Raw genomic sequence first — 24,991 nt, forward strand, 5'->3', positions numbered from 1 at the left:
TGAAACACTCCTTTTAATTGTTGGATTTAGTGGTTGGTTTATTACTCTTGAACGAGCGACGTTCCCGTCATTTCTTTCGGTTTGGACAGCTGCAGCAGATCAAGTACTGTAGGTGCCAAATCGGCCAAAATGCCGCCTTCGCGAAGCTCTGCTCCCGCACGTGTAACGATGCAAGGAACCGGGTTCGTTGTATGTGCCGTGAAAGGACGGCCATTCTCGTCGAACACCATATCTGCGTTGCCATGGTCGGCAGTAATAATCGCTACGCCGCCTTTGGCAAGAACCGCTTCTACCACTTTGCCGAGACATTCGTCCGTCGCTTCCACCGCTTTGATCGTCGGCTCCAGCATGCCGGAGTGACCAACCATGTCGGGATTGGCGAAGTTCAGAATGATCGCGTCGTGCTTGTCGGCTTCAATCTCTCTTACAGCCGCAGCAGCAACTTCATAAGCACTCATTTCCGGCTGAAGGTCATAGGTTGCAACCTTCGGAGAAGGAATCAGAACGCGGGTTTCACCCGGAAGCTCCGCGTCGCGGCCGCCGCTGAAGAAGAACGTAACATGCGGGTACTTCTCCGTCTCGGCGATGCGCAGCTGCTTCTTGCCATTCTGAACGAGCACTTCGCCCAGCGTGTTGTCGAGATTCTTAGGTGAATACGCAACGAAGCCGCCAACCGTTTCGCTAAACAGCGTCAAACAGACAAAATACAAGTTTTTCGGCGCTTTTTCGCCGCGGTCGAACCCGCGGAAATCTTCGTTCGTAAATACTTGTCCCAATTGGATCGCGCGATCGGGGCGGAAGTTGAAGAAAATAACCGCATCCTCGGATTCCACGAGACCAACTGGTTTGCCGTCTTCGCCCACGATAACCGTTGGCATAACGAATTCATCATAAACCGATTTTTCATAGGATTCAACTACCGCTTTGATCGGATCGGTGGAAGTTGGGCCTTCGCCATAAACCATGGCGCGGTACGACTTCTCAACACGCTCCCAGCGCTTGTCGCGGTCCATCGCATAATAACGGCCTTGCACCGTTGCGACCTGGCCTACGCCAACCTCTTCGATCTTCGCCTGCAGCTGCTCCAGGTAACCTTTTGCGCTATCCGGTGCTACGTCACGGCCGTCCAGGAAAGCATGCACATAAACCTCAGTGAGCCCTTCCTTTTTCGCCAGCTCAAGCAGCGCGAACAAATGCGCGATATGGCTGTGTACGCCGCCGTCAGACACGAGGCCGTACAGGTGAAGCTTCTTATTGTTCGCTTTCACATGACGCACTGCGCCAAGCAGCGTTTCATTGTCGAAAAACTCGCCGTCGCGGATCGATTTGCTGATCCGGGTCAGGTCTTGGTACACGATGCGTCCTGCACCGATGTTCAAATGGCCAACCTCAGAGTTGCCCATTTGGCCTTCTGGCAAGCCTACCGCCTCACCGCAAGCCGTCAATGTCGTATGCGGGTAAGTCGACCAGTAACGATCATAGTTCGGCTTTTTCGCTTGTGCGACCGCGTTGCCCGTCACATCGTCCCGAAGGCCGAAGCCGTCCAAAATAATGAGTGCTACAGGTTTAGGAGCTGCCATTTACTTGGCCCCCTCGACAAGAGCGATGTAGGATGCTGGCTCCAGGCTTGCACCGCCGACGAGAGCGCCGTCGATGTCCGCTTGGCCCATGTATTCCGCAACATTGTTAGGCTTCACGCTGCCGCCGTATTGAATGCGTACTGCGTTTGCAGTCGCTTCATCATACAGGCCAGCAACGACGCCGCGGATGTAGCCGATAACGTCTTGTGCGTCTTCAGAAGTCGAAGATTTGCCAGTGCCGATCGCCCAGATTGGCTCATAAGCGATAACGACCTCAGCAGCTTGTGCTGCAGACAAACCTTGGAAAGCCGCTTCGGTTTGAACTTTAACGACATCCTTCGTTTGGTTCGCTTCACGCTCTTCAAGGTGCTCGCCTACGCAGACGATTGGAGTCAAGCCGTGCTTGAATGCCGCATGCGTCTTTTTGTTAACGATCTCGTCAGTTTCCGCGAAGTAAGCACGACGCTCGGAGTGACCGATGATCACATATTTCACGCCAAGATCCTTCAGCATAACGCCGCTGATCTCGCCTGTGAATGCACCGTTGTCTTCAAAGTGAAGGTTTTGCGCGCCGATCGCGATCGACGTGCCTTTTGCTGCCTCTACCAAAGCGGGAAGCGTTGTGTATGGGGCACAGATTACGCTCTCTACACCGTCAACCTCTGCTTTGCCTTTTACTTCGGAGAAGAAAGAAACGGCTTCGGATACGGTTTTGAACATTTTCCAGTTGCCTGCAATGATTGGTTTTCTGCTCATCGTATTACCTCCTAATTCAATATTCATTCCGGATGGATCTATGTGAAGTTAAGCTTATTTATCGTTAAGAGCTACAACGCCAGGAAGCACTTTGCCTTCCATGAACTCGAGGGAAGCGCCGCCGCCTGTCGAGATGAAGTTCATACGGTCAGCCAGGCCGAATTTCTCAGCTGCTGCAGCGGAGTCGCCGCCGCCGATTACTGTATAGCCTTCTGTTTCAGCACAAGCATTTGCTACAGCTTGCGTGCCGTGCGAGAATGGCTCGATTTCGAATACGCCCATTGGTCCGTTCCATACGACCAGCTTGGAGTTTTTGATCACGTCAGCGTAAATTTCACGCGTTTTCGGACCGATGTCGATGCCTTCCCAGTCAGCTGGGATGCTGTCGATGCTAACGATGTTCGTGTTCGCGTTTTTACTGAAATCGTCAGCTACAACGATATCGACAGGGATCAGGAAGTTTTTGCCCAGCTTCTTCGCTTTCTCGATGAACTCGAGTGCCAGATCCAGCTTCGAGTTGTCAACGAGCGATTGGCCGATTTCATGGCCTTGCGCTTTGAAGAAAGTGTAGGACAGGCCGCCGCCGATGATGATGTTGTCGGCAATCTCGATCATTTTGTTGATGACGTCGATTTTGTCTTTCACTTTAGAACCGCCTACGATCGCCGTGAACGGACGCTCAGGGTTGTTCAGTGCTTTGCCCAGTACATCCAGCTCTCTTTCCATCAGAAGGCCGGATACGGCCGGCAGATGATGTGCAATGCCTTCCGTCGATGCATGTGCGCGGTGAGCAGCGCCAAATGCGTCGTTGACATACAGGTCGGCCAGTTCAGCGAAAGCTTGCGCCAGCTGCGAATCATTTTTCTCTTCGCCTTCGTTGAAACGAACGTTTTCAAGCAACAGCACGTCGCCTTCGTTCAAAGCCGCGATTTGCGCTTTAACCGCTTCGCCTGTGGATTCGGAAGCTTTCGCAACCGGTTTGCCCAGCAGCTCGGAGAGGCGTTCAGCAGCAGGAGTCAGACGAAGCTCTTCCACAACTTGACCATTTGGACGGCCAAGGTGGCTTGCCAAGATGACTTTTGCGCCTTTTTCGATCAGGAAGTTAATTGTCGGAAGCGTCTCGCGAATCCGTTTGTCATCGGTAATTTTGCCATCTTCGAGCGGCACGTTGAAATCCACGCGTACAAATACGCGTTTGCCGGCTACTTCTACGTCACGAACACTTTTCTTATTCATATCGTATACCCTCCTGATTGGTTGCTTATTCGGTCGAACCTGTTAAGTAAGGACAATGAATGGACGCTTGGAAAATAGAAAGCGGTGAATGTGCAGGCATAGAAACGGCGTTCCTTCATGGAGAAGGAACGCCGTTTGCTTCGCCCCACGCGTTACCGGGAGCGCTGCAGACTAAGCGCATCCCGGATCATGAATGATCCGGGATGCAAGCGTTCCTTGCAATTAGGGGAACATGCTCCCTTAGTCTTACAGACCTTTGCTTGCGATGTAAGCAGCGAGATCAACTACGCGGTTCGAGTAGCCCCACTCGTTGTCATACCAGGAAATGACTTTAACCATGTTGCCTTCAACAACCATAGTCGACAGAGCGTCGATTGTGGAAGAAGCTGGGTCGCCATTGTAGTCGCTCGATACGAGCGGCAATTCGTTGTAGTTCAAGATGCCTTTAAGCGAAGTTTCGGAAGCTTCTTTGAATGCTGCGTTAACTTCTTCAACGGTAACGTCAACTTTCAGTTCAGCAACCAAGTCTGTTACGGATACGTTAGGCGTAGGAACACGCATAGCCATACCGTTCAGTTTGCCTTTCAGTTCTGGCAGAACCAGCGATACTGCTTTTGCTGCGCCAGTCGAGGAAGGAATGATGTTTTCTGCAGCAGCACGAGCGCGGCGCAGGTCTTTATGAGGAACGTCCAGTACTGCTTGGTCATTCGTGTACGAGTGAATAGTCGTCATCATACCTTTAACGATGCCGAATTTGTCATTCAATACTTTAGCGAATGGCGCCAGGCAGTTAGTCGTACAAGAAGCGTTCGAGATAACTGTGTGAGCAGCTGGATCGTATTGGTTTTCGTTAACGCCGATAACAACCGTGATGTCTTCGTTAGTAGCAGGAGCGGAGATAATAACTTTCTTCGCGCCGCCTTTCAAGTGAAGCTCAGCTTTTTCTTTAGCTGTGAAGATACCTGTGGATTCAACAACGATTTCCGCGCCTACGGAAGCCCAAGGAAGGTTCTCAGGGTTACGTTCAGCGAAAACTTTGATTTCGCGGCCGTTAACTACGATTGCGCCTTCTTTAGCTTCTACCGTTGCGTCAAGCACGCCATGCGTTGTGTCATATTTCAGCAGGTGAGCCAGTGTTTTAGTGTCAGTCAGATCGTTTACCGCTACCACTTCTACTTCAGGGTTGCTCAGGGACGCGCGAAACACGTTACGGCCGATACGGCCAAATCCGTTAATACCAACTTTAACCATTGTTATTTCCTCCTAAATGTTTTTTAAGGGCTAAATGTATTTTCAAAACGTTCTGCAGCTATCCCAGGTGACCGCCACAAACCGTTAAGACACAAATCTAATGGGACTGTTCTTGCTCGATAATCGATACGATTTCCAGCGCTGCCGCTTCGTCCACGACGATTACGTCGTTATGACCGAACCGCATCACCGCTGCGATCGCTTCACCTTTGCTTTTGCCGCCGGCGACACCGATAACAACCTCAGTCTTAACAATATCATCCAAACGTAATCCTACCGTCTGCATTTGATGCACAACCCGGCCCTCACGGTCAAAATAATAACCGAATGCCTCCGCCAACGCGCCATCTCTCGTCATCGCATCCAGCAGCTCCGGCTTCAGCCTTCGCCTGCGGGCCATCACTTTGGCATCTCCAATTCCGTGTACGACGATACGTGCGCTTCGAATGACATCGACAATCTCACGAATGTTGGGCTCTTGCATAATAGAAGCATACGCCTCTTCGCCCAAATGATCCGGTACATGCAGCAGCCGGTAATTCGCACCAGTGCGCTTTGCCATTGTCGAGGCGATTGTGTTTGCTTGGTAGTCTAGGCTTTCGCCAAGGCCGCCTCTTGCCGGTACGAACCAATTCGTCTTCAGCGGAGCCGAAGTCGTTAATTGATTGGCTACCTGCTCAATCGTTGTTCCGCCAGTTACGGCCACTACATCTCCGGGCTCCATAACCTTGCGAAGCACTTGGCATGCCGCTCGTCCAAGCTCCCGCTTCGTTTGCACGGATTGCTCCGAATCCCCTGCCACAACAATAACTTGGGGCAAACCGAAAGCGGTCTGAATTTTTTCTTCCAGTTCGGATAAGCCGAACATCGTCGTGTAGAAGGGCTCCAATTGCTCCAATAGCTCTCGGCCCGCCTCACTTATCCGCATTCCCGTTGGGTGAATCTCTAGCAAGCCTTGCGATTTCAGAAAATCGGTCTCCGCGCGCAGCACCCGTTCCGTCATCGATAATGACGAAGCCAAAGTCCGCCTGCCAATCAAATCGGATAACTGGACCTGATTTAAGATGGAGTACCGCTTCCGCATCACTTCGAGCAAATCCGGGAGAAGCTGCTGCTGCAGTTCAATAATCTGGCGCATCCTCTATTATTCACTCCATCGGCTCACTGCGTTTTGGAACGGTGATGAGCATTTCGTTGATATAGGCCGTTGGACTCAATATGTCCCGCATGCTCATTTTAAGTCCCACCTTTATTTTAGCTAAAAGTTTAAACGTTAGCAAGCGAACATTTGAACGTGAAAACGGTTACCGCCACCATTTTCACAAATTTATTTTTCTCAGAGGCCTTGATTTCCCGCCCAGAATATCATATACTAATTTTTGCTGTTCCATTTAATTATGCGCCCGTGGTCCAATGGATATGACGTAGGCCTCCGGAGCCTGAGATCTAGGTTCGATTCCTAGCGGGCGCGCCATACTACTTTTGAATGCTAACCGCCCTTCTGGGGCGGTTTTTTTGCGTCTAGATAATAGCTGTCTTACTGCTTGTCCTATCTCAACCAGCGGCATTTAATTAATTCCCTTCATTCACAGCTTTAGCTTGCAAACAACACTTACAACACTTACCTCTTAATAATCAATGTATAGCCTTCTTTCTGCCCTTCATCATCTGCCTCACTCCATCCTTCTACGTCTTACATCCTCTGACTTTCCAGCTTCCGCACATTCACCGCATGGTTACTTTAACCCTGCCAACTACTCAACGTTAGTCCACTAACTCGCATCGCATCCCCGAACCTAGTACTCCATATCACTTATTACCCTCCAACTAACTCAACATAACTATGTATTTATGGCCCTGCAGCATATCAAAATGCAAATATGCAGGTTGATACCCCTCATATCACCTGTTTCAGACCATCAAAATGCAAAAATACATTTTGTATGCCTGATTTGATTCGAATTCGACGATTTATGCCCCATTCAACTGCACTTTTGCATTTTGAGCGCCATTTTAGAGCAAATCGGGCTCTTCAACCTGCACTTTTGCATTTTGATGTGGGTGAATGGTCAGATCAGCCTTTCCGGGGAAATATATTCAGGTTACTTCAAACCACTTATCGAGTTTTGGAACTATGTGTCTTCAAGCAACTTAGAGTAGCATTTGGTCCAGTCATATGAGCGGCAGTTTATTATTCTCCCCTATCATGAAACATTACACCTCGCGCTGGGAGGTCTGCCACATTACTCCCGTTACTCAATCACGCGTTAAAACAGCCTTATTACTGGTCAAAACAATCTAGTGGTTCAGCATGAATCAGCCCGTTTAATCTACTCTTAATGGTCATCTGACGGCCGTCAAACCGCGCCAAATCGGCGTCCGAAAACAATGGTTTGACTATCTTTGACTTTTGAAATGCAATCCGCTATTATGGGATTACAGCAACATCATCTTTGTAATTTTCGAGGAGGGACTTACGTTGGACATGAATTTCGTTCCTATGGTTATTGAGCAAAACAATCGCGGAGAACGCGCTTATGACATTTATTCGCGGCTTCTGAAGGATCGCATCATCTTCCTCGGCACTGGCGTTAATGATGTCGTGGCCAACTCGATCATCGCGCAATTGCTGTTCCTGGCGGCTGACGATCCCGAGAAAGACATTTCCATTTACATTAACAGCCCTGGCGGTTCGATTACGGCGGGTATGGCTATCTATGATACGATGCAATACATTAAACCGGATGTGTCGACGATCTGCGTTGGCATGGCCGCTTCGATGGGTGCCTTCCTGCTGACAGCAGGCGCGAAAGGCAAACGCTATGCGCTGCCGAACAGCGAAGTTATGATTCACCAGCCGCTTGGCGGCGCAGAAGGCCAAGCGAGCGATATCGAAATCCGCGCCCGCCGCATTCTGAAAATGCGTGACAAGCTCAACGGCATTCTGGCTGAACGTTCCGGCCAGCCGCTCGAGCGCATCGAGCGCGACACGGACCGCGATTACTTCATGAGCGCGGAAGAAGCAACAGCATACGGACTCGTCGACAAAGTCATCGAGAAAGTGCAATAATCATCTTCCATGGAGGAAGCTCCAAGCTTCCGCCTCCAAAGCACAGAAAAAAGGCGCCGCCCAGCAATGGGCGGCGCCTTTTTCTCCCTATTAGCAACAAGCCTATCGAATCACGGCCACCTCGGGCCGTCAAATTCCCGTCTTTTCCGCGCAATAAAAAAAGACTGCCTTAGTCTTTACAGACTTCAGCGACAGCCCCTTTAAATTCTCTGTGTGATCCGTGAAAAACAAGCGATTATTGGTTCTCGAGCTCCTCTTTGCTGACGAGTGCGACTAAAGCGTTTACAGCCTGCTCGGCATCGGAACCTTCCGCGCTAATAAAAACTTCAGTACCGGAACTAATCGCCAAGCTCATAATTCCCATAATCGATTTGGCATTCACTTTTTTGTCGTCTTTCTCAACAAATACTTCAGAGGAAAATTTGTTCGCTTCTTGAACGAAAAGTGCTGCTGGTCTAGCATGTAGTCCCGTCTTAAGACGAACGACAACCGGAAGCCTTGTCATGGAAACCATACCCCCTATATCATAATCAATAAAGCATCAACATTCACATGTCATGTAATAAAGCCCGTTTTGTACATCATTATATCATTATACCAAAGGATGCACTAGGATAAAAGTTCACCCATTGCGTATTTTTTCTGCCATCTCATCAATTTTTCGTAAACGATGATTGACGCCGGACTTGCTGACGTTTCCTTTGAGCAGCTCGCCGACTTCTTTCAAGTTCATATCCGGATGTTGGAGACGAACCTGCGCTACTTCCTTCAATTTATCCGGAAGATTACCTAGGCCAATTTCCTTCTGCAGAAGCTTAATATTATCGATCTGCCGTACCGCCGCGCCAATCGTCTTGTTCAGGTTTGCGGTTTCGCAATTCACGATCCGATTGACCGAGTTGCGCATGTCGCGCATAATGCGAACGTCCTCGAACTTGAACAACGCTTGGTGAGCGCCGATAATGTTCAACAGCTCAATAATTTTCTCGCCCTCTTTAATGTAGAAAATAAAACCTTTCTTCCGTTCGATGCATCTTGCATTCAAATCGAACTTGTTCGCCAGATCAACAAGCGAATTGCAGTGCTCCTCATACATCGAGGAAATTTCCAGATGATAAGACGAGCCCTCCGGATTGTTGACCGAACCGCCGGCGAGAAAAGCACCGCGCAAGTAAGAACGTTTGCAGCAAGGCTTGCGAATAATGTCTTTATTTATGCCCAAATTGAAGACGAATCCTTCGGACACGATCCGAAGCTCGCTCAAAATTTCCTGTACCCTTGTCGGAATCCGGACAATGTACACGTTATTTTTTTTGAGTCTCATTTTTTTACGAACGAGAAGCTCAGTATGCACTTCATAATGCTTCTTCAGCAGCGAATAAATCCGCCGCGCGATAGCCGCATTTTCCGTAGAGATGTCCAGAACGACCTTGCGGCTGGATACACTGACAGAACCGTTCATCCGGATGAGTGCCGACAATTCCGCACGCTCGCAGCAAGTGTCCGCTTCAACCATCGTTAGTTCCTTTTTTGTTTGCGCCGCAAATGACATCGTTTTTTCACCTCTTTCTAAGCATCCAGTTTTCCACTAGCTTATAGATATGATGGCTCAATCGCTCCGCATCATGCCTTAAGAATGTCCGGAACAGGACAAGCCGGTCAGCAATGACCTCGTAGCCTCTGTTCGTCACTTCATCCAGATCCAGATGAACGGCCTTCGCGCCCATTTCCGCATACTTATCTTCAACTTGAGGCGGAATCTCGCCATCATTAACGATAACATAGTCGAACAGATGATGACCAATATGCGCATGAATCGCATCCAAATGATCGCTTACTGTATAGTTGTCGGTCTCGCCCGGCTGTGTCATCACGTTGCAGACAAACAGCTTCACCGCATCGGAATCGCAAATCGCTTGCGCCAGCTTCGGCACGAGCAAATTCGGAATAATGCTTGTGTACAGGCTTCCCGGACCGATAAGAATCGCGTCCGCTTGCTCGATCGCTTCCACTGCTTCCGCAAGCGGCTCCACGTCGCTAGGCTCCACGAAGACGCGCTTGATGATCTTTCCCGATTTTGGAATAACAGATTCGCCTTCCACGATCGTACCATCGGTCATTTCTGCCTTCAGCACAATCGCTTGATCCGCTGCGGGCAGCACTCTGCCTCGAACGGCAAGCACCTTGCTCAGCTCGCGAATGCCGGTGACAAAGTCGCCTGCAATATCCGTCATCGCTGCTAGCATGAGATTGCCCAGACTATGGCCAGCCAATCCCGTGCCGCTGTTAAACCGGTACTGCAGTACCTCGGTCAAAAGCGGCTCCGCATCCGCAAGCGCCATAAGCACATTGCGGATATCGCCCGGAGGCGGCATCTGCAGCTCGCTGCGCAGGATGCCGGAGCTGCCGCCGTCGTCGGCAACCGTTACGATTGCCGTAATGTCGAGCGGCTTCTCCTTCAGTCCGCGGAGCATAACCGACAGACCGGTTCCTCCGCCAATGACGACAATTTTGGGCCGCCTCATTATTTTATGCCTGCTCTGCATCACATCACCTCGTCAATGCTTATCTCTGTCGGCATCGCGATGGCTGACACGAACACGCTCCGTATCGCTGCTGCCGAGCACTCTTCCCAAATATTCAGCAATGGCTACCGAACGGTGCTTGCCGCCGGTACAGCCAATCCCTATGACAACCTGGCTCTTGCCTTCCTTATGGTATAAAGGAATAAGAAATTGAAGCATATCCACCAGCTTGGTCAAAAAGGTCTGCGTCTCGGGCCATTTCATCACGTACTCGTAAACTTCAGGCGTTTGCCCGGTGTTGGGACGCAGATGCTCAATATAATGCGGGTTCGGCAGAAAACGAACGTCATAAATGAGATCGGCGTCAATTGGAATGCCGTATTTGAAGCCGAAGGACGTTACATTGATTTGAAGGCTGTTTTGCTCCAGATTCGTAAACCGGGAGACAATCCGCTCTTTCAGTAAAGCCGGTTTGATGCTGCTCGTATCGATCACCAGCGAAGCGGAGCCTTTGAGATCCTCCAGCATGCGGCGTTCCATTCGAATGCCTTCCAGAGGCATACCCTCCGGGTTCAGCGGATGACGACGACGGCTTTCCTTATAGCGCTGAACGAGCACTTCATCCTTCGCATCAAGGAAAAGAATCTCGCAGCTGATCGTAAAATGATCTTTAATAAAATTCAATGATTCCGATAAAGCGGTAAAAAACTCGCGGCCCCTCAAATCGATGACAAGCGCGACTTTTCCGATTTTTCCGTTCGACTGCTCTATCAGCTCCGCAAACTTCGGAATGAGCACCGGAGGCAAATTATCGACACAGAAGAAACCGAGATCTTCCAGGCTTTGTACGGCTATGGTCTTTCCCGCGCCCGACATCCCTGTAATAATAACCAGCTTCGACATCGCTCCCGCTTCCATAACTTCCTCCTCTTGACCCGCTGCGCTTGCTGCAATCAACGGGGTCGTCTGCTGCTACGCACGCAGAATAAGTCCTGCCGCGCCTACTACGCCGGCGTTGTTGCCAAGCGTTGCCGCTACGATTTTCACACCGTCTTTTGCTTCGTTTTGCGTATATTTCTCGAATACTTCACGGATTTGATCGAATAGGAAATCACCGGCTTTGGATACGCCGCCGCCGATAATAAAGCTTTCTGGATTTAAAACGACAGCCAGAACCGCCATCGATCTGCCCAAATAGTAAGCGGCGCGGTTAACGATACGTGCAGCCACTTCATCGCCTGCTTTTGCAGCGTCGATAACGTCTTTCGCCATAATATTTTCAACGAGGGACAACGTCGTACGGTCTCCACGCTCCACAGCGTCTTTGGCCATGCGGATAATGCCGGTTGCCGAAGACACCGTCTCTAGGCAGCCCATTTTGCCGCAGCCGCACTGGATCGCTTCCAGATCAGGCACGATTGCAATATGACCAAGCTCGCCTGCCATGCCAGCGAAGCCCTCGACGATTTTGCCGCCGATAATAATACCGCCGCCTACGCCGGTTCCCAGCGTATAGCATACGCAGTTGTCAACGCCTTTGCCAGCTCCAGCCCATGCCTCGCCAAGCGCTGCTACGTTAGCGTCGTTATTAACGAGCACCTTTACTTGAAGCGTGTCCTCCAAATAATCCTTCAAATTTACGTCGCGAATCTTCAGGTTCGGCGCGAATTTAACATAGCCTCGCGGAATATCGAGGAAGCCAGCGATTCCCACGCCAACGCCTTCCACTTGCCCCCAGTTATATGACGATTCTTCCACAATATTCTTGGCATATTGCGCAATATTTTGAAGGATCACATCTGTGCCTTTGGCTGTTTCCGTTGGCCCTTCGTATGTTTGCAGCAACTCGCCTTCCTGATTGCAAATTCCGACTTTAATGGCGGTTCCGCCTACATCGACACCAACGTAAATCTTCTCAGACATTACTAGTCCACCTCATTAATAGGTTATCTTCTCTGTATCCAACTATAAGCGAACGCACTTGTTCGGTCAAGACAACGTACTGCTAGCCTTCGGCGCATAATGCCGCAGCTCCTTCATATAAAGAGCCCTGTCCGCAGGAATCGCAGTTCCCACGAAAAGGGCTCGAAAAGGCAGGATCCGAATCTTTTACAAAGACTGGCTCCAGTCTTGTGTAATGTGGCCTTCCAAATACCGTTCACAGTCCAGTGCCGCCATACAGCCGCTGCCTGCAGCCGTAATCGCTTGGCGATACTTGCTGTCCTGCACGTCGCCGCAAGCGAATACGCCCGGTACGTTCGTCTCGGAGGTACCCGGCTTCACTTTAATGTAGCCGTGATCGTCCGTATCGATTTGTCCATCCAGAAATTTCGTGTTCGGCGTATGGCCGATTGCGATGAAAATCCCGTCGGTCTCAATAACCTCTTCTTGGCCGGATTCGTTATCACGGACCTTCAGACCCGTTACGCCCATACCGTTAGCTACAACCTCAAGCGGTGTACGATTCAAGCTCCAGCTAATTTTTTCGTTTTCTTTGGCGCGATCCTGCATGATTTTGGAAGCTCTCAGCTCGTCACGACGATTGACCAGCTCCACATTAGTGGCAAAGCGAGTCAGGAAGCTCGCTTCCTCCATTGCGGAGTCACCGCCGCCCACAACGATGATCTTTTTCCCGCGGAAAAAGAATCCGTCACAAGTTGCGCATGTGCTTACGCCGCGTCCTACGTTATCTTTCTCACCCGGAATGCCGAGGTACTTCGCGGATGCGCCGGTTGAGATAATGAGCGTCTCGCTGACGAATTCGCCTTTGCCTTCCACTTGCAGCTTGAACGGACGCTCCGACATATCGACGCTGTTCACCCAGCCTGTGATGAACTCGGCACCAAAGCGCTCCGCTTGCTTGCGCATGTTCGCCATCAGATCAGGGCCCATAATACCCTCTGGGAAGCCTGGGAAGTTCTCAACCTCCGTTGTCGTCGTCAACTGGCCGCCTGGCTCAGGACCTTCGATGACAAGAGGATTCATGTTCGCGCGTGCCAGATAGATCGCTGCGGTGAGGCCTGCAGGGCCTGTACCAATAATAATGGATTTGTACATGTTGGGTTTACCTCCGTTTATATGGATGCTCAATGACTGCCGCTGTGCCGCCATATCGTCCTTCCGATCGCCATTGCCCCCGAATGGTTTGAACAAAGTCCCCTATGGGGACCATTCGTGGACAAAAGCGAACGCTGCCGCTTCTACAGGACGATATGGCCGCTCCGCTTCACCATCGCCAAGTTCTTATAAAATGTCGTTCAACCCTCATGTGAGGGAGAGTGAAAGAGAGTAAAGAGATAACGGCTTGACTTGCTATTCCAGCAAGTCAGAGTCGGTATCGGTATCGGAGTCGCTAGCCGATTGGACGTCCGTAATGGAGAACACGGAGCTAAGCGACTTCATCTTTTCCTTAATGCCGCAAACCTCGTCGATCTTCTTTACATTCTTGCTTACCGTTGCAATAGATGTGTTGTACCGCTGCGATACCTCGTGATAAGAGATCGTACGACGGTGCATCTTAGCCGTAAGGTATTCCAGAGCAGCTGCCCAGCCTTCTACCTTTGTAAGCTTTGGCACGTCGGGATAGACCCGGGACAGAAACTCAACCCACAGCGTCATCAGATCATGCTGTTGAACGAGATCATAATGCTTGTTCATACGAACCAGCGCTGTCTCGACGACGTCCTGCCACTTTTGCTCCCATACAGGCAGTCTGGAAGGCACCCGATTCGGCTCGATGACCGTCGATTTGCCCTCAAGCACCGCTTGAAGAGGCTCTTGTACGCCAATCGTGCGAAGAACAAAGATCGCAATCCGCTTCAAGTAATCGTCCTCGTCCTTCTCCAGTAAGAAGGAGCGAAGCACATCCTTCACTTCGTTATCGGCAATCATGCCGAGCGCTTGAATGACTTGAAGCTTCGTATGCTGATCGCCGTGGCGCAACGCCCAGAAGAACGAAGAACGCACGAGCGGATCCCGCTTCATATGATCCGGCAAACCGTCGGAGGAGTTTTCCCAAAGCTTGAACTGCTCCTCGAATGGCAGGTGGTAATGGTAGCTGATTGAAGCGTTATGCTCACCGCCTTTGACCAACTCAAGCTGTTCCATATAATAGCGAGGGATACCCGAATCCGGGTCCAGCTTCGCCGCTTGCTTCCACAAGCGCTCCGCTTCCGCATAGCGCCCGATATTGCAGGCCGCTACCGCCGCATAATGATACAAACACGGGTCCTGAGGCAGCGAAGTATCCTTCAGCAGCCGGGTGAAATGGCGGTAAGCAGACTCATGTTCTCCTAAGATGCCCATTGTCGTAGCCAATTTAAACACATGCTCCTGGTGGAACGGCATGGTCTTAACCAGCATCTCCACCAGCGGCGCCAGTTGCTCGGTGTCGCTTTTATGCTGATAGAAAATCGCCAGATTGCAAAGGGCATGCAAATTGCCCGGCTCGATCTCTAAAGCTTCGCGAATCGTATCCATCGCTTTGTCGAACAAGCCCATGTAGTAGAACGCCAGCGCCAAGTTGTTGCGTGCCGCAAGAAAATCAGGCTGTGCCTCGATAATCTGCTCTAAAATCCGCACTGCTTCGGCAAACTTGCCCTCTTCAAGCAGCATTCGCGCCTGGTCGTGCTCGACCATCCCTTCGCGGGACTTAATACTTGTGAGACGAGTAGGCCGTTCCAGCTCGAAATGAAGCAAATCCATCATTTCTTCCGCTTCGTCCAGAAACTGGCCGTCCATGTCTTCTTCCAGATAATGCACAAGCGCGCCTTCAGCCGCTTCGTAAAGCTCCATATTGGCGTAATTGTTCGCCATATAAAAATGACATTCCGTCATTGTAGGATCAAGTTCATCGACGATCCAATTCAGAATGCGATTGGATTCCTCGTAATTGCCCATTTCAGATAAAATACCAGCCATGTTGCAATGATTAACCGGATTGTCCGGCTCGTATTCCACAGCTCTACGGAAATACTTCAGTGCCTTGTCATAGTGGTAACGGTCCAGTGATCGTACCGCCCTCTCGAAAAAAAACGTCGCGTCCCATTGTATCGGTATAATTTTCGTTGGCTGTTCCAAGGCAGCTCGTTTCTTCTCCTTCACCGGCAAGGCACCTCCCGATCTTCTGATTTTCTACGATTATACCATAGCAACGCCTATCCTAACACGAAAGAATATGTGGGAAAATCGCGGACGTTATATTAACCGCCCGCGATTTTCCGTGACTAGCTATGCAAATTCGGCCCTATACGCCGGCATTTTTGAAGAGGGTACTGATCGAACCGCCTTCGATAATAATTCTTGTTGCTTCTGCAAGCAACGGCGCAACCGAGAGAACCGTAAAGCGCTCCGGACGGTTATCCGGCAGCAGAATGGAGTCGGTTACGACGACTTCTTTAATATTGGGATGATCCAAACGCTCAATGGCATTGCCGGAAAATAACGGATGAGTTGCGCATACATACACGTCTTCCGCACCGCGTTCCTTCAAACTTTCCACTACGTTCACGATCGTGTTGCCCGTATCGATCAAATCTTCAATAATGATTGGCGTCTGCCCTTGAACGTCGCCGATTACGTGCGTAATGGACGATTCGTTATGCGCAGGACGTTTTTTGATCATAATGGCAAACGAAGTATCGAGGTAGTTGGCGAGCTTCTCAGCTGTGGAAGCTCGTCCCGCATCCGGAGAAACGACAACCGGGTTCTTGATGTTCTTCGATTTCAGGTAGTCGCTGAGCAAATCCAGCGCTGTCATATGGTCTACCGGAATATTGAAGAAGCCTTGAATAGCCGGTGCATGCAGGTCAATCGTGAGGACCCGGTTCGCGCCGACCGTCGTCAGCACATCTGCCACCATTTTGGCCGAAATCGGCTCACGCGGCGCAGCCTTCCGTTCCTGACGAGCGTACCCGTAGTACGGCATAATGATGTTAATCGTTTTGGCGGATGCCCGTTTTGCCGCATCAATCATAACAAGCAGTTCTATGAAATGCTCATTGATCGGATGAGAGAAAGATTGAACGAGGAATACGTCACAGTTCCGAATCGTTTCTTCGTAGTGAACGTACACTTCCCCGCTCTTGAAACGGGACATTTTGATAGCGCCGAGTGTCAATCCTAAGTCCTCGGCGATCTTTTGGGCCAAAACCGGATTAGACGAACCCGAGAAAATACGCAACTTGTCGCTTAACATGATACCCTCCTGAGCGTTTTAAAACCAATTAATAAGATTGGACATGACGTCGGGCTTTTGACATGGGCTGGTACCCTCTGCAAAAGCTTGCTTGCGCCGGCTGTCTTCAGCATCGCGGCAAGCCGGCCGCTTTGATAAAATGCTGCGTCTCCCCTACAAGAACGCCAGCCATTTCGTCTTTACTATACCATTATACATTGTATTTACGATAATTCAAAAATCAGCTGTTGGCAATTTTCGACTCTTTTTCGCCAGCAAGCGGACAAAACCGACATCTTTCAACACCGGACGCTTATATAATCAGCGTATTGTCCAATTTGTGCGGACAGGGGAAAAGCCGGTCAGCATCGATCAGCTCCGTTGTGGAGCCGTGTCTATGCCAATCGGCTTTAAGGCCGCATAGCCTATTGGCCACCCGCCTGTTCGCGCTTCATTGCATTATTGGAGGCTGGTTTGCCGTGGCGTCCGTTCAATTCCCGCATCACATCGTCAAGCGGAAGTCCGCGCTCGCGCAGCAATACGAGCAAGTGAAACAGCAAATCGCTCGCCTCGGAACGAAGCTCGTCGTTGTCGCCGTTTTTCGCTGCGATGATAACTTCCGTCGCTTCCTCGCCTACTTTTTTCAATATTTTATCGAGACCCTTCTCGAACAAATACGTCGTGTAAGCTCCCTCCGGGCGTTCCGCATAACGCTGTGCGATAACCCCCTCAAGATTGCCAAGAATCGCAAAACGATCGGACTCTTCACTCTGCTGGTTAGCAGCGTCTGCACCCTGCACCTCAATATCGTTAAAGAAGCAGCTGTATTTGCCAGTGTGGCATGCCGGTCCAACTTGGTCAACCTTCACGAGCAGCGTGTCGGCGTCGCAGTCATACGACATCGAGCGGATGCGCTGCGTGTGGCCGCTTGTCGCGCCTTTGTTCCACAGCTCATTCCGCGAACGGCTCCAGAACCAAGTAACACCGTTCTCCGCAGACAACCGGAGGGACTCCTCATTCATATAAGCGAGCATGAGGACTTCTTTACTCTGCGCATCTTGAACGATGGCAGGTACGAGGCCTTCTTCGCTCCATTTAATCAGAGCTGCTAGCTGTTTCAATTGATCGGTCATCGAACCTCCACGCCTTTCTGCCGCAAGTCGTCTTTTACTTCGCGTATTGTCATTTCTTTATAGTGGAAAATCGTAGCTGCTAGCGCCGCATCGGCATGCGCCTGCTGGAACACGTCGCCGAAGTGCTCAACCTTGCCTGCTCCTCCGGAAGCGATAACCGGAATGCTCAGCGAATCGGAAATGGCTTGGGTCAGCTTCAGATCGAAGCCGTCCTTCGTGCCGTCCGCGTCCATGCTGGTGAGCAGAATCTCGCCTGCGCCCAGCTTTTCGACTTCACGCGCCCATTCCAGCACCTTGATGCCGGTCTCTTTACGGCCGCCGTGCGTGAACACTTCCCACTCGCCCCATGCTTCGTTGTATTTCGCGTCAATGGCGACCACGATGCATTGCGAGCCGAATTTGCGCGCGCCGTCGCGAACGAGCGACGGATTCAGAATCGCGGCCGTATTAATCGCGATCTTATCTGCGCCTGCACGCAGCAATCTCTTCATATCGTCGACATGGGAGATGCCGCCCCCAACCGTGAACGGAATCGTAATCTCGCCTGCTGTCCGCTTCACGACTTCAATCATCGTCGCACGGCCTTCAACCGAAGCGGAAATATCAAGGAATACGAGCTCATCGGCTCCTTCGCGGTCATAAGTGGACGCCAGCTCAACCGGGTCCCCTGCATCGCGCAGGTTGACGAAGTTGACGCCCTTCACTACACGGCCGTCCTTCACATCCAGACACGGAATAATACGTTTGGCCAGCATACTGCACTCTCCTCTCTTGCTTGAGTCGGTCAGCGCTTTGCAGCGCTGCCTTTTATGTTGAACCGCGCAGATCGTATCCACTACGAAGCTGGTTCGTTGTTTGGCGAAGCTAAATTCGCTATTAGCCTAAATTCGACGGGCTATTATCCAATTAGCGAAGCAAATTTCGCTTTCCGTGAACCTTGGTTCGCCAATTGCGAAATTCGCTTCGCTCCGTCACAGTAACCATCTCGCATTAACTCCTACAACGAACTTCTCTTCGCTAATTTGCGAAGCTGCTTCGTTGCAGGCCAACTTTAGCTTGGATTGGCCTCCGTAGCAAAGTCAGTTTCGTTATTTTGCGAAGTGGGTTCGTTATCGGTACTTGTAGAATAAGGCAGCTACGGGAGTTAAGTTAGTTTCCTTATTAGCGACTATGGTTCGCCAATGGCGTGACCCGTCAGCCGAGCCGCACAGCTCGGTATCCCCCACTGAAGGCATTAGAGCTACGATACTAACTCTTCACCGGGCTTCCCGCCAGAGCAAGAAAATTGCCCAGCAATTGCATGCCCAGCTCGCCGCTTTTTTCCGGATGGAACTGCATGCCGTATACGTTGCCGCGACCGACGATTGCCGTTACTTGCTGATTGTAATCGGTCGTCGCGAGCAGGTCGGAGGCTTGCTCCGGCTTCGCGTGATACGAGTGAACGAAATAGACATGCCCTTCGTCCAATCCTTTAAACAGCGGGCTTTCGCTTTGTTCGAAGCCCAGCTTGTTCCAACCCATATGCGGCACTTTGTAGTCGCCTTGGAATCGGATGACCTTGCCCGGAAGCAGCGACAATCCTTCGTTGATCCCATGCTCCTCGCTTTGGCTAAATAAAAGCTGCATACCCAGGCAAATGCCGAGCAGCGGCTTGCCGGATGCGGCATACGCTTTCGTTACCGCATCCATACCCGTCTCGCGCAAATTGTCCATTGCATCGCCAAATGCGCCAACGCCTGGAAGGATCGCGCCGTCCGCCGCAGCGATAACAGCAGGATCAGCCGTAATGACGGCCTCATAGCCAAGTCTCTCTACGGCTTTGCTCACGCTGTGCAGGTTGCCCATGCCGTAGTCGATGATTGCGATCATGCTACAGTACCCCTTTCGTCGAAGGCACTCCTTGTACGCGTGGATCGATGCTCGTCGCTTCGTCGATTGCCCGGCCGAGCGCTTTGAACACCGCTTCGATCATATGGTGCGTGTTATGGCCATAGTGTACGATGACGTGAAGCGTAATGCGGGCTTCAAGCGCCAGCTTCCACAAAAATTCATGAACCAGCTCTGTAGAGAAGCTGCCAACTTGTGCCGACGGATATTCCGCACGGTATTCAAAATGCGGGCGGTTGCTCACATCGATAATAACTTGGGCAAGCGCTTCGTCCATCGGTACAAAAACACTCGCATAACGCTTAATGCCGCGTTTGTCGCCGAGCGCTTCGCGCAGCGTCTGACCGAGGCAAATTCCGATATCTTCAACCGTGTGATGATCGTCAATATCAATGTCGCCGCGTGCTTCAACCTGCAGATCGAATTGGCCGTGCTTCGTAAATAGATCCAGCATGTGGTTCAAAAAAGGAACGTCTGTCTCAAGTTTCGCTTCGCCCGTACCGTCTACTGCAAACGACAGCTTAATATCCGTTTCGTTCGTCTTGCGTGCAATCTCAGCCTTACGCTGAACGCTGTTAAGCTCAGTCATTATTCCATCCTTCTTTCCATTCATAGTTCAATACTCACCTACTGTCGATTCAAACAGCAGCCTTCTTCCCGCTCTTACTGACCCTCTTGCTCTAAACGGATCTCAATCGCCCGGGCATGCGCCTCAAGCCCTTCATGCCGCGCCAGCGTCATAATTTTGCCGCCGTTTGCGAGCAGAGCTTGCTTGCTGTAGTAGATCAGACTCGACTTCTTCAAGAAATCGTCCACGTTCACTGGCGACGAGAAACGCGCCGTACCATTCGTCGGAATGATGTGGTTCGGTCCTGCAAAATAATCGCCTACCGGCTCGGAGCTGTACGGTCCGAGGAAGATCGCGCCTGCATTCTCGATCAAGCCTAGCAGGCTCATCGGGTCTGCCGTCAGCACTTCCAGATGCTCGGGAGCCAAGCGGTTCACGACGTCAATTCCCGCTTCCAGAGAGTCGACGATCAAGATCGCGCCGTAGCTGTCGATCGATGCGCGGGCAATCGCCTCGCGCGGCAGCGTCGCCAGCTGGCGTTCCACCTCAGCGGCAACTGCTTGCGCCAAAGACTCCGACGGCGTCACGAGAATCGCAGATGCCATCTCATCATGCTCGGCCTGCGACAGCAAGTCGGCCGCGATGTACGACGCATTCGCCGCTTCGTCGGCGAGCACAACGATCTCGCTTGGCCCGGCGATGCTGTCGATATCGACGGCGCCGAATACGGCGCGCTTCGCCAGCGCCACGTAAATATTGCCCGGTCCGCAAATTTTATCGACCGGAGCGATCGATGCCGTGCCGTATGCCAATGCGGCAATCGCTTGCGCACCGCCGACCCGGTACATCTCCTTGACGCCCGCCTCAGCGGCGGCTACGAGAATATACGGGTCGATCCCTTCCTTGCCGCCTGTAGACGGCGGCGTTACCATCACGATCTCCGGCACGCCGGCCACCTGTGCCGGAATGACGTTCATCAGCACGGACGACGGATACGCCGCTTTGCCGCCGGGCACATAGACGCCGACCCGCTTCAGCGGGCGGAGAATTTGCCCCAGCATCGTCCCGTCCGGCTGCAAATCCATCCACGAATTACGCAGCTGCTTCTCGTGGAATACCCGAATGTTCACGGCCGCCTCACGGATAGCCGTGAGAAAATCAGCGTCTACCTTGTCATACGCCGCTTCAATCTCCTGCTGCGTCACACGCAGCGATGACGCTTCCAGACGAACACGATCATGCTCCTCCGTATAACGCAGCAGTGCCGCGTCTCCTTCCGTCCGGACGCCCTCAACGATTTGGCGAACCGCTTCATTTTGCGCCGGCGATCCATACTCCACCTCGCGCTGCAATCCAAATTGCTCCGGCTTCATAATACGCATAGCCTCTAATCCCCCTATCACAGCAGCCTGATCCTTAGTTTCAATCGTTTATAAGAAGGAAACCTCAATTTCGATCAACCGAGCCAAGCCGCATCCTCGTATACTTCAAACCATTACGGTTCCGACTCTTCACTTACCTATGCGATAAGCTTAAACCTTCGCAGCAATCGTCACTTGAAGCCGATCACACAGGCTTTGAATCGCATCGTTTTTCATCCGGTAGCTCACGCGGTTCGCAATGAGACGGCTTGTAATGCCGAATATCTCTTCCATCTCGACCAGGCCGTTTTCCCGCAGCGTTTGTCCCGTTTCCACCATATCGACGATCCGATCCGCCAGTCCAATCAGCGGTGCAAGCTCGATAGAGCCGTTAAGCTTGATTACTTCAACCTGTTGGCCGCGTTCACGGAAATAGGCCGAAGCGACAGACGGATACTTAGTCGCTACACGCGGATTGATAATCGGTTTCCAGTCAGGAAGTCCAATAACCGACATCCGGCATTTTGCAATGCCAAGGTCCAGAAGCTCGTAGACATCCTTGTTTTCCTCCATCAGAACGTCCTTGCCGACAATCCCGATATCGGCCACGCCATATTCCACGTAAGTAGGAACGTCTACCGGCTTCGCCATAATAAATTCCATTCCTGCCTCAGGGAGTTCAATAATCAATTTGCGCGTATCGTCAAAATCGCTCGGAATCGGCAGTCCCGCTTCCCGAAACAACTTCGATGCCTGCTTGTAGATCCGGCCCTTCGGCATCGCTACCTTCAAAATATCTTTACCTGCTCCGCTCACGCCTGGCTGCCTCCTGTCCGTTCAATGCCGGCGATGTAGAACGCCCGCTCCGTAAATTTATTGCCTTTATATGAAAAAGCGCCCTCTGCCACTTTACCTGCTTCCTCTGCACTCATCCGTTCCGTCACGACCGATTGTCCTTCGCCGCGCAAACGCTGCGCCTCTGCAAGCGCCTCAGCGCGTCCTTCTGCGTCGTAACCAATCAGCACACGCGGCGCTAATGCCGCCGTATCGTCCTGGTCGCCAAGCAGCTCCAGAATACGTGTCGTCTTAATGGCAAAGCCTGTCGCCGGTGTCGGACGGCCGAATTGGCCGAGCAGATTGTCGTAACGGCCGCCGCTAACGACTGGGAAGCCCAGATCTGCCGCATAGCCTTCAAAGGTCATGCCTGTGTAGTAGGAGAAGTCACCGATCATCGTCAGATCGATCAACACATGCTCGCATACGCCATAGGCTTTCAGCACATCCCAGATTTCGCACAAATGGCGAATGGACGCTTGCGCCGTCGCATCAGTCGTAAGCTCCAGCGCTTGCTCACAAATTTCTTGGCCGCCGCGCAGCCGCAAGATGCTCTCCAGCTCGCGTTGCACCGGCTCTGCCAGCGACAGCTTGCGCAATTGATCACGGTAACCGACGTAATCACGGCCGAGCAGGCAAGCCTTCAATTGCTCTTGCGCATCGGTATTACCGGACAATGTCTGCTCGAACAAGCCGTTCAGGAAGCCCATATGACCGATAGCGATTTTAAACCGTTCTACCCCTGCCGCCTTCAGAGAAGCAATAGCCAGTGCAACGACTTCCGCATCTGCCTCAGCCGAAGCATCCCCAACAAGCTCGACACCCGTCTGGAAAAACTCCGCTTCCCGGCCCGCTTCCTCTTCAATGGAGCGGAATATGTTAACGTGATAGGACAAACGGAGCGGAAACGGCTGTTCCTTCAACAAAGAAGAAACGACACGCGCGATTGGCGCCGTCATGTCGGAGCGCAATACGAGCGTAGTTCCACGATTGTTAAGCAGCTTGAACAGCTTCTGATCCGATGTGGAGCTTGCTACACCAACCGTATCGTAATACTCAATTGTTGGCGTAATAATTTGCTCGTAACCCCAACCCGACATACAGGTCAACACGTCGCGCTCAATTTGGCGCAGTTTTGCCACGGCGTTCGGGAGGTAATCTTTTACGCCAATCGGCTTTTCAAATACCTTTGGTTTCGACATTTTGAATTCACCCTCAAATGCTTTAGTATATTAAAGTTTTAAATTGCTAATAAAATAAAGTATTTATCGATATTAGCATGAAGCTTCCTCATTCGTCAAGACTATCTGCCTGTGAATCCATCTTCGTCTAATTCGTCCAATTCATCTAAACAAACCTCACCCCCCGCAGAGTTAAACTCCGCAGAGGGTGAGGGAAACTTTCTATTGAGCTCAGGATTAACCCTGAATTTCTTTCTCTTCGCTTCTGCCCGGCGAGCGTTTGATCTCGCGCATCGGATTGCCGCCAACGAAAGCATAGGCCGGTACATCTTTGTGGACGACCGAGCCCGCTGCTACGACCGCATGATCGCCAATTGTCACGCCCGGCAATATCGTCGTATTGGCGCCAATCATTACATTCGCTCCAATGCGCACACGGCCAAGCCGGTACTCACGGATCAAATATTCATGCGTCAATATCGTCGTATTATAGCCGATTATACTATTGTCTCCGACCTCAATCTTCTCAGGAAAAAACACATCGACCATCACCATCAGCGCGAAGGCGGTATGCTTGCCTACCTTCATACCGAGGATACGGCGGTAGATCCAGTTTTTCACCGGCAGAATCGGGCAATAGCGGGCGATTTGGATGAAAATAAAGTTGCGAACCGCCTTAAAGCGGCTAACCGTCGAGTATACCTGCCATAACGCGTTTGGCCCTTCTACCGGATAAATCTCAACGTCCCGCAAGCTTCTCCCGCTCCAATCCGGCAAAAGCGTACAGCTCCCGCATATCGTCAATGACATGCTTCGCACCGCTCTCCCGCAGCTTTTCCGCTCCTTTAAGCGACCAGGCAACACCAACCGACACGACACCCGCCGCGTTGGCCGACTGCATATCGACAGGACTGTCGCCAACCATAATGGCATCCTCAGGCGCTGCACCCAGCTTATCCAGCGCCATCAGTACGGGCTCAGGATGCGGCTTCGCATTTTTCACGTCATCGATCGTTACGATCGCATCGGGAACAATATAGTCATACAAACCGACGAACTTCAAGCTTTTCTCTGTGCTGAGCCGCATTTTCGTCGTCACAATGCCAATGCGAACCCCTTGTTTTTGCAAATGGTCCATCACTTCACCTACATAGGCGAAAGGCTTGACCAGCTCATTGTGCAGCCTGTAATTCACTTCGCGGTACGCCGCGATCAGATGATCCACTTGCTCCAGTCCGGAGAAAATTTTCATCTGATCCGATAGCGTCAGGCCCATGCTTGGAATAATATGCTCCCGTGAAAAGCCTTCCGGGGCGATGCCCTTCAATGCTTCCAGAAACGAGCGGATGATGAGCTCATTGGTGTCTACTATAGTCCCGTCCAGATCAAACAGCATCGTACGTACAGGCTTTATCACGTTTGCTTTCACTCCTA

The 24,991-nt window shown here is 51.4% G+C and carries 23 protein-coding genes and 1 tRNA gene; 2 read left to right on the forward strand and 22 right to left on the reverse strand.

Annotated features, from left to right (window positions below):
- Positions 1-41: 41 nt before the first annotated feature.
- From gpmI to IEX98_RS11420, 5 genes are all read right to left on the reverse strand, one after another.
- A complete protein-coding gene (gene gpmI / locus IEX98_RS11400) occupies positions 42-1,580 on the reverse strand; it encodes a 2,3-bisphosphoglycerate-independent phosphoglycerate mutase (RefSeq protein WP_188889269.1) in 1,539 nt (512 codons plus the stop codon).
- On the reverse strand, positions 1,581-2,336 hold the full coding sequence (gene tpiA, locus IEX98_RS11405) for a triose-phosphate isomerase (RefSeq protein WP_188889270.1): 756 nt from the start codon (positions 2,334-2,336) through the stop codon (positions 1,581-1,583).
- A 54-nt stretch (positions 2,337-2,390) separates the two neighbouring features.
- On the reverse strand, positions 2,391-3,572 hold the full coding sequence (locus tag IEX98_RS11410; RefSeq protein WP_188889272.1) for a phosphoglycerate kinase: 1,182 nt from the start codon (positions 3,570-3,572) through the stop codon (positions 2,391-2,393).
- Between the two features lie 246 nt (positions 3,573-3,818).
- Complete coding sequence (gene gap, locus IEX98_RS11415) at positions 3,819-4,823, reverse strand: type I glyceraldehyde-3-phosphate dehydrogenase (RefSeq protein ID WP_188889274.1); 1,005 nt, start codon at positions 4,821-4,823, stop codon at positions 3,819-3,821.
- A gap of 97 nt (positions 4,824-4,920) precedes the next feature.
- The gene (locus IEX98_RS11420; protein WP_188889276.1) at positions 4,921-5,961 is read right to left on the reverse strand and encodes a sugar-binding transcriptional regulator; all 1,041 of its coding nucleotides are present in this window, start codon (positions 5,959-5,961) and stop codon (positions 4,921-4,923) included.
- Between the two features lie 261 nt (positions 5,962-6,222).
- Here IEX98_RS11420 and IEX98_RS11425 point away from each other — a divergent pair.
- Positions 6,223-6,297 (forward strand) — tRNA-Arg (locus IEX98_RS11425).
- A 1,011-nt stretch (positions 6,298-7,308) separates the two neighbouring features.
- A complete protein-coding gene (gene clpP, locus IEX98_RS11430) occupies positions 7,309-7,893 on the forward strand; it encodes an ATP-dependent Clp endopeptidase proteolytic subunit ClpP (RefSeq protein WP_188889366.1) in 585 nt (194 codons plus the stop codon).
- 235 nt (positions 7,894-8,128) lie between these two features.
- Here the strand turns inward: clpP and IEX98_RS11435 are convergent, their stop codons facing one another.
- The 17 genes from IEX98_RS11435 to IEX98_RS11515 form a co-directional block, all read right to left on the reverse strand.
- Positions 8,129-8,398 (reverse strand): HPr family phosphocarrier protein, encoded by a 270-nt coding sequence (locus IEX98_RS11435; protein ID WP_042168817.1) that lies wholly within the window; start codon positions 8,396-8,398, stop codon positions 8,129-8,131.
- Between the two features lie 117 nt (positions 8,399-8,515).
- A complete protein-coding gene (gene whiA, locus IEX98_RS11440; RefSeq protein ID WP_188889279.1) occupies positions 8,516-9,445 on the reverse strand; it encodes a DNA-binding protein WhiA in 930 nt (309 codons plus the stop codon).
- 7 nt (positions 9,446-9,452) lie between these two features.
- Complete coding sequence (locus IEX98_RS11445; protein WP_308421779.1) at positions 9,453-10,418, reverse strand: gluconeogenesis factor YvcK family protein; 966 nt, start codon at positions 10,416-10,418, stop codon at positions 9,453-9,455.
- Between the two features lie 33 nt (positions 10,419-10,451).
- Positions 10,452-11,336, reverse strand: coding sequence for an RNase adapter RapZ (gene rapZ, locus IEX98_RS11450; protein WP_188889368.1), 885 nt, complete (start codon positions 11,334-11,336; stop codon positions 10,452-10,454).
- A gap of 54 nt (positions 11,337-11,390) precedes the next feature.
- Positions 11,391-12,341: an ROK family glucokinase gene (locus IEX98_RS11455; protein WP_188889281.1), complete on the reverse strand. Its 951-nt coding sequence runs from the start codon at positions 12,339-12,341 to the stop codon at positions 11,391-11,393.
- Positions 12,342-12,527: 186 nt separating this feature from the next.
- Positions 12,528-13,475 (reverse strand): thioredoxin-disulfide reductase, encoded by a 948-nt coding sequence (trxB, locus tag IEX98_RS11460; protein ID WP_188889283.1) that lies wholly within the window; start codon positions 13,473-13,475, stop codon positions 12,528-12,530.
- A 255-nt stretch (positions 13,476-13,730) separates the two neighbouring features.
- Complete coding sequence (locus IEX98_RS11465) at positions 13,731-15,521, reverse strand: tetratricopeptide repeat protein (protein ID WP_188889285.1); 1,791 nt, start codon at positions 15,519-15,521, stop codon at positions 13,731-13,733.
- 142 nt (positions 15,522-15,663) lie between these two features.
- Positions 15,664-16,614 carry a ribose-phosphate diphosphokinase gene (locus tag IEX98_RS11470; protein WP_188889287.1) on the reverse strand — a complete coding sequence of 317 codons (951 nt, stop codon included), beginning with the start codon at positions 16,612-16,614 and terminating at the stop codon, positions 15,664-15,666.
- A gap of 404 nt (positions 16,615-17,018) precedes the next feature.
- Positions 17,019-17,726: a bifunctional phosphoribosyl-AMP cyclohydrolase/phosphoribosyl-ATP diphosphatase HisIE gene (gene hisIE / locus IEX98_RS11475; protein WP_188889289.1), complete on the reverse strand. Its 708-nt coding sequence runs from the start codon at positions 17,724-17,726 to the stop codon at positions 17,019-17,021.
- The gene (hisF, locus tag IEX98_RS11480; RefSeq protein WP_188889290.1) at positions 17,723-18,481 is read right to left on the reverse strand and encodes an imidazole glycerol phosphate synthase subunit HisF; all 759 of its coding nucleotides are present in this window, start codon (positions 18,479-18,481) and stop codon (positions 17,723-17,725) included. The genes hisIE and hisF overlap by 4 nt, the downstream gene beginning before the upstream one ends.
- A gap of 493 nt (positions 18,482-18,974) precedes the next feature.
- Positions 18,975-19,595, reverse strand: coding sequence for an imidazole glycerol phosphate synthase subunit HisH (hisH, locus tag IEX98_RS11485; protein WP_188889293.1), 621 nt, complete (start codon positions 19,593-19,595; stop codon positions 18,975-18,977).
- Position 19,596: 1 nt separating this feature from the next.
- Positions 19,597-20,202, reverse strand: coding sequence for an imidazoleglycerol-phosphate dehydratase HisB (gene hisB, locus IEX98_RS11490; RefSeq protein WP_188889295.1), 606 nt, complete (start codon positions 20,200-20,202; stop codon positions 19,597-19,599).
- Between the two features lie 74 nt (positions 20,203-20,276).
- On the reverse strand, positions 20,277-21,563 hold the full coding sequence (gene hisD, locus IEX98_RS11495; protein ID WP_188889297.1) for a histidinol dehydrogenase: 1,287 nt from the start codon (positions 21,561-21,563) through the stop codon (positions 20,277-20,279).
- Positions 21,564-21,713: 150 nt separating this feature from the next.
- Positions 21,714-22,322, reverse strand: coding sequence for an ATP phosphoribosyltransferase (gene hisG / locus IEX98_RS11500; RefSeq protein ID WP_188889369.1), 609 nt, complete (start codon positions 22,320-22,322; stop codon positions 21,714-21,716).
- Between the two features lie 32 nt (positions 22,323-22,354).
- Complete coding sequence (locus IEX98_RS11505; RefSeq protein ID WP_188889299.1) at positions 22,355-23,578, reverse strand: ATP phosphoribosyltransferase regulatory subunit; 1,224 nt, start codon at positions 23,576-23,578, stop codon at positions 22,355-22,357.
- 216 nt (positions 23,579-23,794) lie between these two features.
- The gene (locus IEX98_RS11510; protein ID WP_188889301.1) at positions 23,795-24,310 is read right to left on the reverse strand and encodes an acyltransferase; all 516 of its coding nucleotides are present in this window, start codon (positions 24,308-24,310) and stop codon (positions 23,795-23,797) included.
- Positions 24,297-24,974, reverse strand: coding sequence for an HAD-IA family hydrolase (locus IEX98_RS11515; RefSeq protein WP_229692099.1), 678 nt, complete (start codon positions 24,972-24,974; stop codon positions 24,297-24,299). The genes IEX98_RS11510 and IEX98_RS11515 overlap by 14 nt, the downstream gene beginning before the upstream one ends.
- Positions 24,975-24,991: the final 17 nt, after the last annotated feature.

Source organism: Paenibacillus radicis (ex Gao et al. 2016) (assembly GCF_014641555.1).
GTDB classification, from domain to species: domain Bacteria; phylum Bacillota; class Bacilli; order Paenibacillales; family Paenibacillaceae; genus Pristimantibacillus; species Pristimantibacillus radicis.

Coding starts and splice junctions, on each gene's coding strand:
- rapZ (WP_188889368.1), bottom strand. CDS start 11,336: ATGGAAGCGGGAGCGATGTCGAAGCTGGTTATTATTACAGGGATGTCG.
- tpiA (WP_188889270.1), bottom strand. CDS start 2,336: ATGAGCAGAAAACCAATCATTGCAGGCAACTGGAAAATGTTCAAAACC.
- hisH (WP_188889293.1), bottom strand. CDS start 19,595: ATGATCGCAATCATCGACTACGGCATGGGCAACCTGCACAGCGTGAGC.
- hisG (WP_188889369.1), bottom strand. CDS start 22,322: ATGCCGAAGGGCCGGATCTACAAGCAGGCATCGAAGTTGTTTCGGGAA.
- IEX98_RS11445 (WP_308421779.1), bottom strand. CDS start 10,418: ATGAGGCGGCCCAAAATTGTCGTCATTGGCGGAGGAACCGGTCTGTCG.
- gap (WP_188889274.1), bottom strand. CDS start 4,823: ATGGTTAAAGTTGGTATTAACGGATTTGGCCGTATCGGCCGTAACGTG.
- gpmI (WP_188889269.1), bottom strand. CDS start 1,580: ATGGCAGCTCCTAAACCTGTAGCACTCATTATTTTGGACGGCTTCGGC.
- IEX98_RS11470 (WP_188889287.1), bottom strand. CDS start 16,614: ATGTTAAGCGACAAGTTGCGTATTTTCTCGGGTTCGTCTAATCCGGTT.
- IEX98_RS11410 (WP_188889272.1), bottom strand. CDS start 3,572: ATGAATAAGAAAAGTGTTCGTGACGTAGAAGTAGCCGGCAAACGCGTA.
- IEX98_RS11420 (WP_188889276.1), bottom strand. CDS start 5,961: ATGCGCCAGATTATTGAACTGCAGCAGCAGCTTCTCCCGGATTTGCTC.
- IEX98_RS11505 (WP_188889299.1), bottom strand. CDS start 23,578: ATGTCGAAACCAAAGGTATTTGAAAAGCCGATTGGCGTAAAAGATTAC.
- hisB (WP_188889295.1), bottom strand. CDS start 20,202: ATGACTGAGCTTAACAGCGTTCAGCGTAAGGCTGAGATTGCACGCAAG.
- hisIE (WP_188889289.1), bottom strand. CDS start 17,726: ATGACCGATCAATTGAAACAGCTAGCAGCTCTGATTAAATGGAGCGAA.
- whiA (WP_188889279.1), bottom strand. CDS start 9,445: ATGTCATTTGCGGCGCAAACAAAAAAGGAACTAACGATGGTTGAAGCG.
- IEX98_RS11435 (WP_042168817.1), bottom strand. CDS start 8,398: ATGACAAGGCTTCCGGTTGTCGTTCGTCTTAAGACGGGACTACATGCT.
- IEX98_RS11455 (WP_188889281.1), bottom strand. CDS start 12,341: ATGTCTGAGAAGATTTACGTTGGTGTCGATGTAGGCGGAACCGCCATT.
- hisD (WP_188889297.1), bottom strand. CDS start 21,563: ATGCGTATTATGAAGCCGGAGCAATTTGGATTGCAGCGCGAGGTGGAG.
- hisF (WP_188889290.1), bottom strand. CDS start 18,481: ATGCTGGCCAAACGTATTATTCCGTGTCTGGATGTGAAGGACGGCCGT.
- trxB (WP_188889283.1), bottom strand. CDS start 13,475: ATGTACAAATCCATTATTATTGGTACAGGCCCTGCAGGCCTCACCGCA.
- clpP (WP_188889366.1), top strand. CDS start 7,309: ATGAATTTCGTTCCTATGGTTATTGAGCAAAACAATCGCGGAGAACGC.